The following is an 18,715-nucleotide window of genomic DNA, read 5'->3' as shown; positions in this document are numbered from 1 at the left end:
TTTTCTATCTGGCAGGATAACTTAACGGCCGAACAGATCGCGTTTTTTAGCCTTAAATGGCTGAGCGATCAGCACCAGCAGACCGATGACCAGATAAGCGGCAAAGATGCCTACCAGCCACTGCGGCATCTCCAGCGTCAGGAATTCCCACTGGCGCACGGAACAGTCGCCGGTGGCGACGAATACCTGCGGCAGCCATTTATCCAGCGGCAGCCACGTCGGGAAACGCGCGGCGAAATCGCAGGTCTGGAACGGAGAAGGGTGCAGCTGAATCATGGTGTGCTCCCAGGCTAACTGCAGACCGCGCAGGGCGCTGTACAGCCAGATCAGCAGCGCGACGTAGCGCAACGGGGTTTTCGGCGCGATAGCGCCCACCAGTCCGGCGCCCATAATGCCAAACAGGGCGCAGCGTTCATAAATACACAACACGCAGGGCTGCAGCAGCATCACGTGCTGGAACCACAGCGCCACTAATTCAAGTATAAAAGCGGTTAACGCCATCAAGAGCCAGGCGCCGCGTCCCCGTGAGCACTGGTTTAAGTATTGCAACATAATCATTTCCCTGGAACATGCTAAATCATGGCAGTGTAAACGAAAACTACCGCGACGCCATCCGCTAGTCGGAAAATATTACGTAAATGAATATTCGTTACCCGAGGTGAACCCGGGTAACGGGCTGCGCAATTACGGCAGTATTGGGGTGGTCAACCAGCCGTGGCTGAGCATCCACTGGGTGGCCGGCATCAACAGGGTTTCGACGCACAGCAGGCCGACCAGCGTTAACACGATGGTATAAGGCAGCGCCATCCACACCATTCTGCCATAAGAGAGACGGATCAGCGGCGCCAGCGCCGAGGTCAACAGGAACAGAAACGCGGCCTGGCCATTGGGGGTGGCGACGGAGGGCAGGTTAGTGCCGGTATTAATGGCGACCGCCAGCATTTCAAACTGCTGCAGGCTGATAACGCCATGCTCCAGCGCCGCTTTTGCTTCGTTGATATAGACCGTACCGACAAAGACGTTATCGGAGATGGACGACAGCAGGCCGTTAAACAGATAGAACAGCGATAGCTGAGCGTGCGGCGAAGCCTGCAGGACGAACTCAATCACTGGGGCAAACAGATGCTGATCGATAATCACCGCTACGATGGCGAAAAACACCGTCAGCAGGGCGGTAAACGGCAGCGCTTCGGTAAAGGCTTTACCGATGGCGTGCTCGTCGGTCACGCCGGAAAAGGTGGTTGCCAGCACGATAACGGAGAGGCCAATCAGGCCAACTTCCGCCAGATGCAGGGCGAGGGCAGCAATCAGCCATACGCCGATGATACCCTGGGCGATAAGGCGCATCCGATCCTGGCGGCTGCGGCTCTGGCGGCTACGGTCGTCGAAATCCTGCAATACCTTGCGCACCGGTATTGGCAGCGGCTCGCCGTAGCCGAACAGACGAAATTTTTCCAGCAGCAGGCAGGTCATCAGACCGCACAGGATAACCGGCAGGGTTACTGGCGACATCCGGATAAAGAACTCACCGAAGTGCCAGCCGGCGGCTTTGGCGATAATCAGGTTCTGCGGTTCGCCGACCATGGTCATCACGCCGCCGAGGGCGGTACCGACGCCGGCGTGCATCATCAGGCTGCGTAAAAAGCTGCGGAACTGTTCGAGCACGTCGCGGTAATGCTGATCGATGTGGCTGTCATCAAGCATGTCGTTATCATCAGGCCGCGCGGAGGCGACGCGATGATAAATGCCGTAAAAGCCTACTGCCACGCTAATGACCACCGCCACAACGGTGAGCGCGTCGAGGAAGGCGGAGAGAAAAGCGGCCGCAAGGCAGAAGGCCAGCGACAGCAGCATCTTGCTGCGGATCCCCAGCAACAGACGGGTAAAAATAAACAGCAATAGCTGCTTCATGAAATAGATCCCGGCCACCATAAACATCAGCAACAGCAGGACTTCGAGATTATTGGCTATCTCTTCGCGGATATGTTCGGGGCTGGTCATACCGATCAGCACCGCTTCTATCGCCAGCAGGCCGCCAGGCAGTAGCGGGTAGCATTTGAGCGCCATCGCCAGGGTGAAGATAAACTCCACCACTAACAGCCAACCGGCAACAAATGGTTGCAGATAAAACGCCAGCGGGTTAACCACCAGGAAGATAATCAGGAGAAGCTTGTACCAGTCTGGCGACTGGCCAAGAAAATTGCGCCACAGGGCGCGGCCATAAGACATTTCCACGACAGAGGTCCTTCCGTCAAACAACATGATTTTATGCGTAACTATTGCAAGATTACCAGTTGAGTAAAAAGGGAAGCAACTTTCTTCGCGGCGCATGACAGGTAATGGAAGGCGTTAATCAAAAGCTGAAAATGAAACGGCGATCCCCTTTTAATTACTTTCAGATGCTATCTGGCGTATGACTGCTCTGGTATGATGAGTGCAATTTGCAACGCTGTGTAATGGAAATCTTACTATGGTCATTAAGGCGCAAAGCCCTGCGGGTTTCGCGGAAGAGTACATCATTGAAAGTATCTGGAATAACCGTTTCCCGCCTGGATCTATTCTCCCTGCTGAACGTGAACTTTCTGAACTGATTGGTGTGACCCGAACAACTCTGCGCGAAGTGTTGCAACGTCTGGCCCGTGATGGCTGGCTGACTATCCAGCACGGTAAACCGACGAAGGTGAACAACTTCTGGGAAACCTCCGGACTGAATATTCTTGAGACGCTGGCGCGCCTCGACCACGATAGCGTGCCGCAACTGATTGATAACTTGCTGTCGGTGCGAACCAATATCTCGACGATTTTTATTCGTACCGCCTTCCGCCAGCACCCGGACAAAGCGCTGGAGGTACTGTCTACCGCCCGTGAAGTTGAAGATCATGCCGACGCTTTCGCCGAGCTGGATTACAACATCTTCCGCGGTCTGGCGTTTGCCTCCGGCAACCCGATCTACGGTCTGATCCTCAACGGCATGAAGGGGCTGTATACCCGCATCGGCCGTCACTATTTTGCTAATCCGGAAGCGCGTAGCCTGGCGCTGGGTTTCTATCACCAGTTGGCGAAAGTGTGCGAAGAAAGTCAGCACGATAAAGTGTACGAAATCGTCCGCGCCTATGGCCACAACAGCGGCGAGATCTGGCATCGGATGCAAAAAACGCTGCCCGGCGATTTAGCCATTAATATGCGCTAAGTACGGCTCACTCTATAAAAAGGCCCGGAAAATCCGGGCATTTTTTTCAGCCTTACAGCGCGTTCTGCCGCGGCGGCGTGCGATCCAACAGCTCAACGCTGCCGTCGGCATTCTGCTGCTCAAGGATCACGTCAAAGCCCCACAGGCGGTGAACGTGTTTGAGTACCTCGCGGCGGCTCTTATCCAGCGGCACGCGGTTGTGCGGCACATAGCGCAGCGTCAGCGAACGGTCGCCGCGCAGGTCAACGTTCCAGACCTGAATATTCGGTTCGAGGTTGCTGAGGTTATACTGCGCCGACAGCTTAGAACGAATTTCCCGATAGCCTTCCTCATTATGAATGGCGGAAATCTCCAGGTAATTATTGTGGTCGTCGTCGAGTACGGTGAACAAGCGGAAATCGCGCATCACCTTCGGCGACAGGAACTGGCTGATAAAGCTCTCATCTTTAAAATCGCGCATGGCGAAATGCAGCGTCTCCAGCCAATCGGAACCGGCGATATCCGGGAACCAGTAGCGATCTTCTTCCGTTGGCGACTGGCAGATACGTTTAATATCCTGGAACATGGCGAAACCCAGCGCGTAGGGGTTGATCCCGCTGTACCACGGGCTGTTGTAGGGCGGCTGGAACACTACGTTGGTGTGGCTGTGCAGAAACTCCAGCATAAAGCGCTCTGTCACTTTTCCTTCGTCATACAGATGATTGAGGATGGTGTAGTGCCAGAATGTCGCCCAACCCTCGTTCATCACCTGAGTCTGTTTCTGCGGATAAAAATACTGGCTGACCTTACGCACGATACGCAGGATCTCGCGCTGCCAGGACTCAAGCAGCGGCGCGTTCTTCTCCATGAAGTACAGCAGGTTCTCTTGCGGTTCGGAAGGATAACGGCGGCTCGCCTCGATGGCTTTTTCCTCTTCCCGTTTTGGCAGAGTACGCCACAGCATGTTCACCTGGCTTTGCAGATACTCTTCGCGGCTTTTCTGTCGCGCCTTCTCCTCCTGCAGCGATATTTTCTGCGGGCGTTTGTAGCGGTCGACACCGTAGTTCATTAGCGCATGGCAGGAGTCGAGCAATTTTTCGACTTCATCGACGCCGTAGCGCTCTTCACATTCGGTAATGTATTTACGCGCGAATATAAGGTAGTCGATGATTGAGCTGGCATCGGTCCAGCTGCGGAACAGATAGTTGTTTTTAAAGAAGGAGTTGTGCCCATAACAGGCGTGCGCCATCACCAGCGCCTGCATGGTAATGGTGTTCTCCTCCATCAAATAAGCGATACAAGGGTTGGAGTTGATGACTATCTCATAGGCCAGACCTTGCTGACCGTGTTTATATGCCTGCTCGGTTTCGATAAATTTTTTGCCGAACGACCAGTGGGGATAGTTGATCGGCATCCCGACGCTGGAGTAGGCGTCCATCATCTGTTCGGAGGTGATCACCTCGATTTGATGCGGATAGGTGTCAAGACGATACAGCTTCGCCACCCGATCGACCTCGGCGAGATAGGTTTCCAGCAGTTCAAAAGTCCAGTCGGGTCCATCGCTTAACCGGGTGGTGTCCCTGTTCATGGAATCAATCGTAGCCATTAGCGCGCCCTCGTTGTTGGTGGTTCTCTCTTTGTGGAGAACCTCTTATCAAGCATAGAACACGCCATAACAAACTGCGTCTGCGGGTAATTTCTTTTCTTCGCGATTTCACAATCCTAAAGGCCTTAATTTAACATTTGTGCAGCATTTTATACTGAGGAAAAATAAAGCGCAGCAGGAGATCGTAAATCTCTGGTGTCAGTGCTGGTGCGGTTTGGTGTGAGATAAGTCACCATAAATAAAGCGTATGTTGAATAATATTTTCATCTGGGTTATCAATTTGTAATTAGATGATTGTTCTTTAACTATTACGGAGTGGCTATGCGAGTCGTCATACTGGGAAGTGGGGTGGTTGGGGTAGCGAGCGCCTGGTATTTAAGCCAGGCGGGACATGAGGTGACGGTTATCGACCGTCAGCCAGGGCCCGCTGAAGAAACCAGCGCCGCCAACGCCGGGCAGATCTCTCCCGGCTACGCGGCGCCGTGGGCGGCGCCGGGCGTGCCGCTGAAGGCGATTAAATGGATGTTCCAGCGCCATGCGCCATTGGCGATTGGCCTTGACGGCACGCAGTTCCAGCTCAAGTGGATGTGGCAGATGCTGCGTAACTGCGATACCCGCCACTATATGGAAAACAAAGGGCGTATGGTGCGCCTGGCGGAATATAGCCGTGATTGCCTGAAAGCGCTGCGTGAAACCACCGGTATCCAGTATGAAGGCCGCCAGGGGGGCACCCTGCAGCTTTTCCGCACCGAAAAACAGTATGAAAACGCCACTCGCGATATCGCCGTGCTGGAAGAGGCCGGCGTGCCGTATCAACTGCTGGAAGCCAACCGCCTGCGCGAAGTCGAACCGGCGCTGGCGGAAGTCAGCCATAAACTGACCGGCGGCCTGCGCCTGCCAAACGATGAAACCGGCGATTGCCAGCTCTTCACCACCCGTCTGGCGGCGATGGCTGAGGCGGCAGGGGTGACTTTCCGCTTTAATACCTCTGTCGATGCGCTGCTTTACGAAGGCGATCAAATCGCCGGTGTGAAATGCGGCGAGGAAATTATTAAGGGCGACGCCTACGTGATGGCGTTTGGTTCTTACTCCACCGCGATGCTCAAAGGGCTGGTGGACATCCCGGTCTATCCGCTGAAAGGCTACTCGTTGACTATTCCGATTGCCGAAGAGAGCGGCGCGCCGGTATCGACTATCCTTGATGAGACTTACAAAATCGCCATTACCCGTTTCGATAAGCGTATTCGCGTTGGCGGGATGGCGGAAATTGTCGGCTTCAATAAAGAGTTGCTGAAGCCGCGCCGCGAGACGCTGGAGATGGTGGTTCGCGATCTGTTCCCGCGCGGCGGCTACGTTGAGCAGGCCACCTTCTGGACCGGCCTGCGGCCGATGACGCCGGATGGTACGCCGGTGGTTGGCCGTACGCCGTACAAAAACCTGTGGCTGAACACCGGGCACGGTACGCTGGGCTGGACCATGGCCTGCGGGTCCGGGCAGCTTCTGAGCGACCTGATCTCCGGGCGTACGCCGGCGATCCCTTATGATGATCTGGCCGTGGCGCGTTACAGCCCGGGCTTTACGCCGGCTCGCGCTCAGCATCTGCACGGCGTGCATAACTAAGGAGCCTCCATGTCTCGTCCGGTAAAAGCCTGCATTGATCTGTCGGCTTTACGTCAGAATTTACAGATTGTTCGCCGCGCCGCCCCTGGGGCGCGCGTTTGGGCGGTGGTCAAGGCGAATGCCTATGGCCACGGCCTGGCGCGGATGTGGCAGGCGCTGAACGCCGCAGATGGATACGCATTGCTCAATCTCGAAGAGGCAATCCTGCTGCGGGAAAAGGGCTGGAAAGGACCGATTCTACTGCTGGAAGGGTTCTTTCACGCAGATGAACTGGCGCTGCTTGATAAATATCGTCTGACCACCAGCGTACACAGCAACTGGCAAATTAAAGCCCTGCAGCAGGCTAAACTGCATGCGCCGCTGGATATCTATCTTAAAGTGAATAGCGGTATGAATAGGCTGGGCTTTATGCCCGAGCGAGTGCATACCGTCTGGCAACAGCTGCGATCGCTCGCCAACGTCGGTGAAATGACGCTGATGTCGCATTTCGCTGATGCGGAAAACCCGGAGGGCATCGCGGAGCCCATGCGCCGTATCGAGCAGGCGGCGGAGGGGCTGGACTGCCCGCGTTCGCTATCGAACTCGGCGGCCACGCTGTGGCATCCGGAGGCGCATTTTGATTGGGTGCGTCCGGGAATTGTGCTGTATGGCGCATCGCCGTCGGGCCAGTGGCGGGATATTGCCAATAGCGGCCTGAAACCGGCGATGACCCTCAGCAGTGAAGTGATTGCCGTACAGACGCTGAAAAGCGGCGAACGGGTGGGCTATGGTGGGCTGTATCAGACATCCGGCGAGCAGCGCATCGGCATTGTCGCCTGCGGTTATGCCGACGGCTATCCGCGCGTCGCCCCGAGCGGCACGCCGGTGCTGGTCGACGGCGTACGCACCACCACCGTCGGGCGTGTTTCGATGGATATGCTGGCGGTAGATCTGACGCCTTGCCCGCATGCGGGTATTGGCGCACCGGTCGAGTTATGGGGACAGGAGATTAAGATTGACGATGTCGCTGCGGCCAGCGGCACCGTCGGTTATGAATTAATGTGCGCCCTGGCGCCACGCGTGCCGGTAGTGACAGTGTAACTTTGTGTGAGGCGGATCACTCCGCCTCATCTTCCGCGACCCGCACACCCACCTTCAGTACGTGATCGTCCTCTTTTTCCGCGACCGTCCACACCATACCGGCAAACTCCACCTGATCGCCAACGACCGGCGCGGCGCCTAATAGCTGCTGTATCACATCGCCCAGCGACTGCTGATGCTCGCGAAACTCCTCGCCGCCGTCGAGGCCGTAGATCTGCGCCACGTCGGCGAATTTAGCTTCCGCATCGAGGATGAAGTCGCCAAAGAATCGCTGATCGAGAGAAACCGGCGGCGACTGGCTAAACATTTTACCTAACGCCGGCAGGTCGCGCTCGCGGCCGATAACACAAAGAATATCGCCATCCATCAGCCGCGTGCTGCCGGTAGGATGCAGCAGTACGTTGTCGCGGAAGAGTGCCGCGATGCGCGTCTCCGGCGGCATGTGGAGGTCGCGCAACGCTGCGCCAACGCACCATTTATCATCACCCAACTGGTAGACAAACTGTTCCCACGGATTTTCCGGATGGATATCCAGCCCGACGCGTGAGATAGGCCAGCCGACCGGTGGTACCACGACTTTCGCTTTTTTCGCCGCCCAGGAGAGCGAGGTGCCCTGAAGTAGCAGTGAAATCAACACCACGAAAAAGGCGACGTTAAAGAACAGCCGCGCGTTCTCAAGCCCGGCCATCATCGGGAAAACAGCGAGGATAATCGGCACCGCGCCGCGCAATCCGACCCAACTGATAAACACTCGCTCGCGCAGATTAAAACCGCGGAACGGCAGCAGGCCGGCGAATACCGACAGCGGACGCGCGATGAAGATCATCCACATTGACAGCAGTAGCGCCGGAATCGCGATCGGCCACAGGTCGGACGGCGTCACCAGCAGACCCAGGACGAGGAACATGGCGATTTGCGCCAGCCACGCCAGGCCGTCAAAGTTTTGCAGAATGCCGTGGCGGTTGCGAATGGGTTTATTACCGAGCAGGAAACCGCAGAGATAGACCGCGAGGATACCGCTACCGTTAAGAGACGTGGTGACGGCGAAAATCATGATCCCGCCGCTTAGCGCCAGCAGCGGGTAGAGCCCGGTGGGCAGGACAATACGGTTAATCATCTGCAGCAGCAAATAGCCGCCGCCAAGACCAATAGCGATACCCAGACCGAACTGTTGAATGATATGCACCACAAACATCCAGCTCAGACCGGCTTCATGCTGCTGGATCATTTCAATCAGGGTAATGGTGAGGAATACCGCCATCGGGTCGTTACTGCCGGATTCAATTTCAAGGGTCGAGCCGACGCGCTCGTTAAGCCCTTTACCGCCGAGCAGCGAGAAGACCGCTGCCGCGTCGGTGGAGCCGACAATGGCGCCGATCAGCAGCCCTTCGATTAAATCGAGCTTGAATAGCCATGCCGCCATCATCCCGGTAAGGGCGGAGGTTATCAGCACGCCGACCGTCGCCAGCGATAGCGCTGGCCAGAGCGCCACGCGAAACGAACTGGCCTGGGTGCGCATACCGCCGTCCAGCAGGATCACCGCCAGCGCGAGGTTACTCACCATATAGGCGAAGGGATAGTTATCGAAAGGAATGCCGCCGATACCGTCAACGCCTGCCAGCATACCGATAGCGAGGAAGATAACCAGAATCGGGATGCCGAGGCGCGAGGAGAAAGAACTCAATAAAATACTGCAGGTTACTAAAACAGAACCCAGGATAAACAGACTAATGACCGCAGCGGCGTCCAATGTTCACGTACTCCTTGTCAGCGTGAAGGGGTGAAAATTACACCATTTTAACAATCCGCGCGTTTTCAGGATACTCGCGCAGAGGAATTTTTATTCCGCCAGCACCGGATGGCCGCTTATCGTTAACGTTGCGACAGAGGCGTTGTTGACCAGCCGTGCCCGTGCGCCGAGAGGCAAAGTCACGGTGCGCTGTTCATGACCGAATTCGAGTCCGGTGAGCAGCGGGATGGCGAGTTGCTGACGTAGCCAGGCGTAGACGGTGGGTAGATCGTAACCGTCGTCGTAGTCGTTGGGTTGCGCCCCGGTAAAGCTGCCGAGCACAATGGCCCGCTGGCGGGCAAGGATCCCGCTGTTGAGCAACTGCAGCAGCATACGCTCTACGCGGAACGGGTGTTCGTTGATATCCTCAAGCACCAGAATACCGCCGTCAATCTGCGGTAGCCACGGCGTGCCGATGAGCGACGTGACCATCGCCAGATTGCCGCCCCACAGGGTGCCTTCGGCGCGGCAGGTTGGGCCATCGCTTTGCCATTCGAGGGTAAACTCCGGTTCGCGCAGCGCCTGCCAGAAGTGATGTTCAGTAAACGCATTCAGGGTTTCAGCGCCGAAATTGCCCGCTAACATCGGCCCACTGAAGCTGATAGCGTTGGCTTTAGCCAGCAGTCCCATCTGGATGGCGGTGAAATCACTGTGGCCGCAGATAAGCAGCGGATCCTGCCGCTGGCGCGCGGACAATGCCTGCCAGTCGATTTGCGGTAGTAAACGGGTGGCGCCATAGCCGCCGCGTACCGCCAGCACGATGCGGTTTTTTCCCTCGAGGGCCGCAAGTTGGTTAATATCGGCCAGGCGTTCGCTGTCGCTGCCGGCGAAACGCTGCTGTCGACGGGAGATCGCCTGTTGGTTCAGTACCTGATGACCGGCCTCCTGCAGACGGGCCACGCCAAGGGCCGCAGCCTGTTGATTGATACAGTAACCGGAAGGGGCGACCAGATAAAACTGAGACATGGCAATTCCTTGCAAAGAATGAAAGGGTTATCATGCCGCCTGGAACGTGTATTGTCATCTCCGTGCGGCAAACTTCAGCCAATAAGGATAGATGTGTGAAATTGAGATGGTTTGTTTTTTTATTTGTATTGTTGGCCGGTTGTAGCTCGAAGCACGATTACACCAATCCGCCGTGGAACCCGGAAGTCCCGGTGAAGCGGTCGATGCAGTGGATGCCGATCAGCGAAAAAGCCGGCGCCGCGTGGGGGGTAGACCCGCAGCTGATAACGGCGATCATTGCGATTGAGTCCGGCGGTAATCCTTCGGTGGTCAGCAAATCCGGCGCGGTAGGACTGATGCAGTTGAAGCCGTCGACCTCCGGGCGTGATGTCTATCAACGGATGGGGTGGCGTGGTCAGCCTTCGGTAAGCGAACTGAAGAACCCAGAGCGCAATATCTCGATGGGGGCCGCTTACCTGAGTATTCTGGAAAACGGCCCGCTGGCGGGGATTAAGGACCCGCAGGTGATGCGCTATGCGGTGGTGGTCTCTTATGCCAACGGCGCGGGCGCGCTGCTGCGTACTTTCTCGTCGAATCGCCAGGACGCTATTGACGAGATTAACGATCTCGATGCCGATGAGTTCTTTGAACACGTGGCGAAAAAGCATCCTGCCCCACAGGCGCCGCGCTATATCTGGAAACTGCAGAAAGCGCTGGACGCGATGTAATTCCTATCCTTGCGTTGCCTCCGGGAGGTGCCCGGAGGCAACGTTGTCAGAAATCGTAGCCCACGGTTGCCGTGACGCTACGTTCAGCCCCCCAGTAACAGTTGCCGGTGCCGTAGCAGCCGGAAAGATATTCACGATCGCCGATATTATTCGCGTTAACCTGAATATAGGCGCCTTTCATCGCTGTCGACCACGCTCCGAGGTCGGCGCGCGCCATCGCATCTATCAGGGTGACTGACGGTAAACGTTCGGTATTGGCGTCATCAGCCCACTGTTTACCGATATAGCGCACGCCCGCGCCAACAGTAATGCCCGCCGGCAATTGATAGCGCGCCCAGAACGAGGCCATCTGATCTGGCGACAGCTGCGGCGTATTACTATCGGTGCCGTCTTTCGTGTCCTGGAAGCGCAGGCGATTCCAGGTATAAGAGGCAATAGTGCTCAATTGCGGCGTAATCTGGTTATGTGCTTCCAGCTCTACGCCCTGCGAATGCACTTTCCCGGCGGGAATATAGGTGGCGGTGGCAATGTTCGGGTCGCGGGTGGCGACATCCTTTTGCATCAAGTCGTATATCGCGATGCTATACAAATCGCTGCTGCCCGGCGGCTGGAATTTCAGGCCAGCCTCTACCTGTTCGGCGGTGGTGGGTTTTAATAACGTACCATCGGCGCCCGGCAGCATCGCCGGGGTAATCGCCTGGCTGTAGCTTAAGTAGGGCGAAAGGCCGTTATCGAGCGCGTACAGCAGCGAGGCGCGGCCGCTGATGTGATCGTCGGAGCGGCGGTTCGACGTGCCTGAGGTGTCGCTTACCTGCTGTGAAACGATGCGGTCGTAGCGCCCGGAAACATCAAGATGCCAGCGGTTCCATACCATTTCATCCTGCAGATAAAACCCGGTCTGGTAATAACGGCGATTATTATTATCGCTGTAGGTGATGGTATGCCCGGTTTGCGGCGTATAGCCGGTGAACGGATTGAGCGGCGCCGCGTTGCCGGCGCCGGTCCACAAATCGTTGCGGAAGCGATGATACTCAGCGCCGAGGATCAGCGTATGCGCCAGTTCACCGGTCGTAAAATCGGCGCGCAGGCGGTTATCGGTTGACCAGGCGTCCAGCGACCCGCGGGAACCGCTGTAGCCGCGGGAAAGCATGTCGCTGTCACCTACCCAGCCAACCTGATAAACCTGATCCAGCGAGACATTTGTATGGGTATAGCTGCCCGCGGAGTAGGCCGACCAGACATCGTTAAACTGGTGGTTGAACTCGTAACTGTAGATCTGTTCGCGGCGCTGGTAGCCATCGCCCGGATCGCCTTCATTGGTGCTGGGTGAAAGTTTACGGCCGTTGTGCGCGTAACGGGTGCCATCCAGCGGCAGAGAGCCGTGGTAGCCGCCGGAGGGATCTTTTTGCAGGTAGGCGCGCAACAGCAGCGAAGTATCGCTATCCGGCTGCCACAGCAAGGAAGGCGAAATCGCGTAGCGCTCTTCACGGGTATGGTCATACTGCGTATCGCTGCTGCGGGTCATGCCGATGAGCCGCCAGGCCCACTGGTCATTGATGGCGTCGGTATAGTCAAAGGCCGCGCCCTTGGTATTTTGCGTGCCGCCGGTCAGGCGAAAGTGACCCTGCTGGCTGAACTGCGGCCGTTTGGAGGTCAAATTGACCACCCCGCCCGGTACGCTTTGGCCATAAAGGGCGGAAGAGGGGCCGCGGATGACGTCGACGCGCTCAATAAACCATGGATCGATCTGCAGCACGTTATGGCTGCCGCCATCGCTCATCAGGCGCATGCCGTCAAGGAACAGGTTATCGACGTCGCCGCCGTGGTAGCCGCGCAGCGAGATGGTATCAAAGCGCGTCGCGCCGCCGCCAAAACTGGAATAAACCCCCGGCGTATACTGGAGCGCCTGGCTTACGGTATTGGCGCCCTGATCGGCGATCTGCTGGCGGGTGATCACCGATACCGACTGGGCGGTAGTTATCAACGGCTGATCGGTTTTCGTGGCGACGGTTGACGTTTTGGCGCTATAGCCTTGTGTCTGCGCGCTGGCGGAGTCGTCAGGCTTTGCGGTAACGATTAGAGTATCTTCCGCCTGCGCGGCGAGAGGGAAGGCGGCCGCGAGGGCGCACACCAGCGCGGAGCGTTTGAAGTAAACAGAGGAGATCATGCCATAATCCTGAATAGCGCGGTCTGGCACTCCTGTGCGCCGCCGCGGAAATAAACGAAATGCTTTTTCGTTAAAAATAATGCGAATTATTATCGTTTGCTTTTGCATGATCAAGCAAAATAGTCCTCCTCAGAGCAAGAAGACATTTTGCTGGCTGTCGAGCGGATGGTGGGGTGACGTCGATGGGAAAAGCGCGGCGAAGATATCGCCGCGCGCAGGGGGATTACTGGGCTTTTTTCTCCGCAGCCGCCACGGCATCGTTCGCGGCTGGCTGTTGGCCGGTGGCGCTTTCTGTCTGCGTCGGCGGGGTCGCCGGCAGGGCATCGCACGGTTTTTCCTGCGGGCAAACCAGGTCGAGCATCTTTAACGTCACGCCATTGGTCCAGCCAAAGCCGTCCTGCAGCGGGTATTCACCGCCGCCGCCGCCGGTACCCGTTGAACTCACGTCATATTTCTCTACCAGCTTCTGCTTGCTGTCATAGGTGTGCTGGACGTTGCTGAGGAAGCGCCAGGTGACCTCCATGGCCACCTTTTTCTGACCGTAGTTCTGCAGGCCTTCCACCGCCACCCACTGCAGCGGCGCCCAGCCGTTTGGCGCGTCCCATTGCTGGCCGCTATTGACCGTGGTCGTGGTGAGGCCGCCGGGCTTCAGCAGGCGGCTTTCGGCGGCGGCGGCGACTTTCGCGGCGCGTTCGCTGGAGGCCGCTTTGACGTACAGCGGGAACAGCGCCGCGGCGGTCAGCTGATTACGGACTTTATGGCTCTTCAGATCGTAATCGGCATACCAGCCTTCTTTATCGTTCCACAGATATTTTTCCAGCGCTTTCTGACGGGCGTTCGCTAGCGCATCGTACTGTCCGGCTTTGGCGCTGTCGCCAGCGGCCTTACTGGCGCGGGCGATGGTTTTCTCCATGTGGAACATCAGCGCATTGAGATCGACCGGAATGATGCTGGTGGTGCGGATTGTCCCCAGTTGCTGCGGATTATCCATCCAGCGAGAGCTGAAGTCCCATCCGGAAGCCGCGGCGGAACGTAGGTCGCGATAGATTTCGGTGGCCGGGCGGTTAGGATTGTTTTTGGCGGTGGTGACATCGTCCAGCCAGGACTCCGGACGCGGTGTATCGTTATCATCCCAGTAGCGGTTGAGCAGCGCGCCATCTTCCATACGCACCACGCGTTTATTGGCTTTACCGGGCGTCAGCGCATCGGCGCCTTCCATCCAGTAGCGATACTCTTTTTCCATCTGCGGCAGCCAGGTCTTTAGCGCCCGATCGCCATCGTGGCTGGCCAGCAGCTCAACCATAAAGGAGAAGAACGGCGGCTGCGAACGGCTCAGATAGTAGCTGCGGTTGCCGTTTGGAATATGGCCCCAGCGGTCTATTTCGGCGGCGAAGTTGGCCACCATGTCTTCCACTTTATCCCAGTGCCCGCTTTCGGCGAGGCCCAGCATGGTGAAATAACTATCCCAGTAATAAACCTCGCGGAAGCGTCCACCGGGTACCACATAAGGTTTCGGCAGCGGCAGCAGCGAATCCCATTTCTCGACCTCGACGGTGCTGCGGGTTAATACTGGCCATAGCCCATCGATGTGTTGACGCAGAGTTTGTCCTTTCGGCGGCACGTATTGATCGTTATCACGCGGCAGGGTGAAGTTGATCTCAACGAAATGGCGCAGATCGAAGCTGGCCTGGCTTTTTTGCATTCGATAGTCGGCAAGGATCATCAGCGGATCGCTGTTCGGTACCGCATCAGCGAAGGTTTTTTGGTCAGGGAATAGTTTCGCGCTCTGCACGTCGTTAAACAGCGGGCCTAATAGTTCATCAGGCGATTGCGGTACCGGGGAGGTGTTGTCATCTGCCTGCGCGGCGAATGTCGCCAGGCTTAATATTGCGCCTCCCAGTGCCAGTTGAATAAGGTAGGTCAGGGTTTCCGGGCGACGTAGAACCGATCTCGTCATCGATAATTCTCCATTTTTGCGTTTTGCTGACTTCGCGCCACTGCGAACGGCCATCAGAAAACCTTAGCCGAATATCGGCCGCTTCGCGTGTTGGAGTTAACATTTTGACCGAAAACAGACTATTTACCTGGCGATGTATTGTCCGGGGGGCTTGCCGGTCTGGCTGCGGAAAAAGTAGATAAAGGCGCTATCGCTGGCAAACTCCAGCGCCTGGGCGACATCCGTAATGCGTTGACCGCTGGCCAATAGCTCAACGGCTTTCATCAGCCGCCACTGTTGGCGCCACTGCTGATATGACATGCCGGTTTCACGTTGAAACAGGCGGCTGATGGTCTTTTCTCCGGCGCCGCATTGCGCCGCCAGTTGCTGAAGCTGCGGCGGTTGCCCATGGCCGTTGAGATGGCGCAGACGTTTATCCTGCGGCAGCGTTAGCATCATCGGCTCATGTTTTGCCGCGCCGATTTCCGCCACGCAGAGCGCCGCCAGGTGCCGGGCCGGGCCCTGTTGCCAGTCAGTATCCCACGGGCTGGCGCTAATGCGTTCGAGCAACTCGCGCAGCAGCGGGGTAACGTTGAGGATGGCCGGGGCGGCGGGTAACTCGGGATAATGCGTATTGGCGAACCACACCGAACGGTAATCAACGATGTGCTGCATTTGGGCGCGGTGCGTCACGCCTGCGGGGATCCACGCCGCGCGGGTCGGCGGTAACATACACAATAGCGCGCCATCATTTAGCGTCAGCCGGATACAACCCTGACGGGTAAATAACATCTGCCCCATTTGATGACGATGCAGACCGTCGTCATGATCGCCGTTAAGCGTGGATTGCACGCCAATCAGCGGCGCACTGAGCGTATCAGGGTCAAAGGATGCATCCGCGCTGAGCCATGCCATAATGTCTGATTCTCGATGTTAAATGTCATTATATTTATAATCGCCGTTTTTGCCGCTCCCTACAATGGCGCCTTTGACGAGGGAGGTGGATATGTTAAGTCGTTCGGCGATGGCGCTGGTTACCGCATTACTCATGTTTCCGCAAATCGCGGAAACTATCTATAGCCCGGCGCTGACTGATATCAGCGCACATTTTTCCGTTAGCGCCGCCGATGCGGCGCAGACGCTGGCGGTCTATTTTATTGGCTTTGCCGTTGGCGTGCTGTTCTGGGGCTGGTTCAGCGACCGGCGCGGGCGGCGGCCGGCGTTATTGCTCGGTCTGGCGGTGTATACCGCAGGCTGCATGCTGGCGCTGACGGCGCCAGATTTTAGCGTACTGCTGGCGGCTCGTATCGTGGCGGCTTTCGGCGCGGCAATCGGGTCGGTGGTTGGGCAAACGGTGCTGCGGGATGCGTTTGATGGCCGGAGGTTGGCGGCGATCTTTTCTTTTGTCGGCATGGCGCTGGCTATCAGCCCGGCAATTGGCGTTTATCTTGGCGGCGTGCTGACGGCCTGGCGCGGAATGAACGGCGTCTTCGGCGCACTGGCGTTGCTGGCGGCGGCGCTGTTGCTGCTGTGCGCGGTGATCATGCCGGAAACCCGGCCGCCGCGAACGGGGGATCAGGCGCTCTGGCCGTTAATGCTGCGCATGCTGGCGGATGCGAAAATCCGTTTTGCGGTGGCGCTGGTGGCGGCATTGAATATCGGTTTGTTCAGCTATTACAGCCAGGGACCTTTCCTTTTTGCCCGCCTGGGGCTGGATGCGCGGACCTTTGGCTATAGCGGCATGGCGCTGGCGGCAGGGGCGTTGGTTGGCGCGCAGGGCAATCGTTTGTTGCTGCGACGTGGAGCAGGGCAGCGGCCTATTTTTATCTGTGCCGGTCTGCTGTTATTGCTCGCCAGCGCAGGCGTATGCCTGTTAGCGGATTCATGGTTCTTTTTGCTGCCGATGATCGCAGTGGCGACAGCCTATGCCATGGCGATCCCCGTAGTGCTGGGAACGGCGCTTAGCGACTACGCTGATTGTCGTGGTAGCGCCGGAGCGCTGTTCGGCCTGACCTATTATTTGGTTATCGGCTTGGGGCTGGCATTGGTGGGGTGGGGGCAATCGCTCGGCGTCGCGTTGGCAATCTGTGCGGTGATTTGCGCGTTAACCGGTTGGTGTTATCTGCGATACATTGATGATTAGTTTTTGGATTTGTGATGTTTAGCACAAATCACTATTTAGCAGGTTTGTGAGTGGATGAAAAATCGATATTGATTTTAATCAAGGAATTACCTGCTATAAAATAGCTAAAAAATGAGGTTAAAATAATGTTGTAAATGATAATTCATTGTTTGTTTTTGTTTTCAACTTAATTAATTAAATATATCTTTACATACAAATAACGTGAAAAATTGTGACCTCATCCCGTAATAAATCGAAATAAATACAGTTTTCTCATTTTATTTGATTGTTTACACCTGTGTTTTAATCAGGAATTAATGTGAAATATCTCCTTTTATTGCTTGAAAATTACCCTTTCCCTGCTCGCATTTAGCTTAAAAATTAACCTTTTTTATCCCCATAAATATTTTTTATCCCCTCATATTTCTTTGACTAAAATCATGCTTAATTTCATGTTTTTGTTTTTATCTTATTGATTTTAATTGCTTTATTTTGTTTCATGGATGAGGTTGATTATAGGTGAAAGTGCTTTGTGAGTGGTCTCACACAACCAGCGGATCATCATTTGATACACTTTCCGCCGTCAACAAAGTCATTAACGTGGATAACCAATATGAATACTATTCCGCTCCCTAAAACTCAGCACCTGGTTGTATTCCAGGAGGTGATCAGAAGTGGTTCGATTGGTTCGGCAGCGAAAGAGTTAGGATTAACTCAACCTGCAGTCAGTAAAACGATTAATGATATTGAAGACTATTTCGGCACTGAGCTTATTGTCCGTAAAAATACCGGTGTTACGTTGACGGAGGCCGGACAGGTGCTGTTGAGCTGGTCGGAGTCGATTACCCGCGAAATGAAAAATATGGTTAACGAAATGAACAGCATGACCTGCAGCACCGTCGTTGACGTCTCTTTCGGTTTCCCGTCGCTGATCGGCTTCACTTTTATGTCGGATATGATCCATAAATTCAAAAAGTTATTTCCCAAAGCACAGGTCTCGATGTACGAAGCGCAGCTTTCATCGTTCCTGCCGGCGATTCGCGATGGCCGTCTCGATTTCGCCATCGGCACGTTGAGCGATGAGATGAAGCTGCACGATCTGCATGTCGAACCGCTATTTGAATCGGAGTTCGTGCTGGTGGCCAGCAAATCGCGAACGCGCAGCGGCAGTGCCACGCTGGCATCGTTACAGCACGAACAGTGGGTATTGCCGCAAACTAATATGGGTTACTACAGTGAACTCCTCGCCACGCTTCAACGCAGCGGCATCAACAATGAAAACATCGTTAAAACAGACTCTGTCGTTACTATTTATAATCTTGTTCTCAATGCTGATTTCCTGACGGTTATTCCTTGTGATATGACCGCACCTTTTGGCTCTAATCAATTTATTACCATTCCTGTCGAGGATGCGTTACCGGTGGCGCATTATGCTGCAGTGTGGTCGAAAAATTATCGCATTAAAAGCGCGGCCTCGGCGTTAGTTGAATTAGCGAAAGAATATTCAGCCCATAGCGGCTGCCGACGACGACAATTAATTACCGTGGACTAAT

14 protein-coding genes are annotated in these 18,715 nt (G+C 55.8%); 6 read left to right on the top strand and 8 right to left on the bottom strand.

Annotated elements, in window-relative coordinates:
* Positions 1-21: 21 nt before the first annotated feature.
* Together dsbB and nhaB are read right to left on the bottom strand one after the other, a co-directional pair.
* Positions 22-552, bottom strand: coding sequence for a disulfide bond formation protein DsbB (gene dsbB / locus AC2CGP_RS04690; protein ID WP_015705844.1), 531 nt, complete (start codon positions 550-552; stop codon positions 22-24).
* Positions 553-684: 132 nt separating this feature from the next.
* Positions 685-2,235, bottom strand: a complete 1,551-nt coding sequence (nhaB, locus tag AC2CGP_RS04685; RefSeq protein WP_015366063.1) for a sodium/proton antiporter NhaB — start codon at positions 2,233-2,235, stop codon at positions 685-687.
* A 235-nt stretch (positions 2,236-2,470) separates the two neighbouring features.
* Here nhaB and fadR point away from each other — a divergent pair, with 235 nt between their 5' ends.
* Positions 2,471-3,190: a fatty acid metabolism transcriptional regulator FadR gene (fadR, locus tag AC2CGP_RS04680; protein WP_015366064.1), complete on the top strand. Its 720-nt coding sequence runs from the start codon at positions 2,471-2,473 to the stop codon at positions 3,188-3,190.
* Positions 3,191-3,242: 52 nt separating this feature from the next.
* Here fadR and AC2CGP_RS04675 read toward each other — a convergent pair whose 3' ends face one another.
* A complete protein-coding gene (locus tag AC2CGP_RS04675; protein WP_015705842.1) occupies positions 3,243-4,775 on the bottom strand; it encodes a SpoVR family protein in 1,533 nt (510 codons plus the stop codon).
* 321 nt (positions 4,776-5,096) lie between these two features.
* Between AC2CGP_RS04675 and AC2CGP_RS04670 the strand changes: the two genes are divergently transcribed.
* Together AC2CGP_RS04670 and dadX are read left to right on the top strand one after the other, a co-directional pair.
* Positions 5,097-6,395 carry a D-amino acid dehydrogenase gene (locus AC2CGP_RS04670; RefSeq protein WP_126028128.1) on the top strand — a complete coding sequence of 433 codons (1,299 nt, stop codon included), beginning with the start codon at positions 5,097-5,099 and terminating at the stop codon, positions 6,393-6,395.
* Positions 6,396-6,404: 9 nt separating this feature from the next.
* Positions 6,405-7,475: a catabolic alanine racemase DadX gene (gene dadX / locus AC2CGP_RS04665; protein WP_142689051.1), complete on the top strand. Its 1,071-nt coding sequence runs from the start codon at positions 6,405-6,407 to the stop codon at positions 7,473-7,475.
* Between the two features lie 16 nt (positions 7,476-7,491).
* On the opposite strand, the gene AC2CGP_RS04660 is transcribed toward dadX, so the two are convergent.
* Both AC2CGP_RS04660 and ldcA read right to left on the bottom strand, forming a co-directional pair.
* On the bottom strand, positions 7,492-9,225 hold the full coding sequence (locus tag AC2CGP_RS04660) for a potassium/proton antiporter (RefSeq protein ID WP_015366069.1): 1,734 nt from the start codon (positions 9,223-9,225) through the stop codon (positions 7,492-7,494).
* 90 nt (positions 9,226-9,315) lie between these two features.
* A complete protein-coding gene (ldcA, locus tag AC2CGP_RS04655) occupies positions 9,316-10,230 on the bottom strand; it encodes a muramoyltetrapeptide carboxypeptidase (protein WP_015366070.1) in 915 nt (304 codons plus the stop codon).
* Positions 10,231-10,325: 95 nt separating this feature from the next.
* Here ldcA and emtA point away from each other — a divergent pair, with 95 nt between their 5' ends.
* Entirely contained in the window at positions 10,326-10,937 is a 612-nt protein-coding gene (emtA, locus tag AC2CGP_RS04650; protein WP_015366071.1) for a membrane-bound lytic murein transglycosylase EmtA, read from the top strand.
* 46 nt (positions 10,938-10,983) lie between these two features.
* Here emtA and AC2CGP_RS04645 read toward each other — a convergent pair whose 3' ends face one another.
* The 3 genes from AC2CGP_RS04645 to AC2CGP_RS04635 form a co-directional block, all read right to left on the bottom strand.
* On the bottom strand, positions 10,984-13,104 hold the full coding sequence (locus AC2CGP_RS04645; RefSeq protein WP_484502287.1) for a TonB-dependent siderophore receptor: 2,121 nt from the start codon (positions 13,102-13,104) through the stop codon (positions 10,984-10,986).
* A gap of 223 nt (positions 13,105-13,327) precedes the next feature.
* Positions 13,328-15,061 (bottom strand): alpha,alpha-trehalase, encoded by a 1,734-nt coding sequence (locus tag AC2CGP_RS04640; protein WP_484502286.1) that lies wholly within the window; start codon positions 15,059-15,061, stop codon positions 13,328-13,330.
* Between the two features lie 123 nt (positions 15,062-15,184).
* Positions 15,185-15,955, bottom strand: coding sequence for an AraC family transcriptional regulator (locus AC2CGP_RS04635; RefSeq protein ID WP_047058139.1), 771 nt, complete (start codon positions 15,953-15,955; stop codon positions 15,185-15,187).
* Between the two features lie 91 nt (positions 15,956-16,046).
* Here AC2CGP_RS04635 and AC2CGP_RS04630 point away from each other — a divergent pair, with 91 nt between their 5' ends.
* On the top strand, positions 16,047-17,183 hold the full coding sequence (locus AC2CGP_RS04630) for an MFS transporter (protein WP_045387478.1): 1,137 nt from the start codon (positions 16,047-16,049) through the stop codon (positions 17,181-17,183).
* 592 nt (positions 17,184-17,775) lie between these two features.
* The gene (gene tdcA / locus AC2CGP_RS04625; RefSeq protein WP_015366078.1) at positions 17,776-18,714 is read left to right on the top strand and encodes a transcriptional regulator TdcA; all 939 of its coding nucleotides are present in this window, start codon (positions 17,776-17,778) and stop codon (positions 18,712-18,714) included.
* The last annotated feature ends 1 nt before the right edge of the window (position 18,715 follow it).

The sequence above is a fragment of the Klebsiella sp. SYXHC3 genome (genome assembly GCF_057196925.1).
Note: the sequence above shows the minus strand (reverse complement) of the source record. Positions and strands in the feature narration are given on the sequence as shown.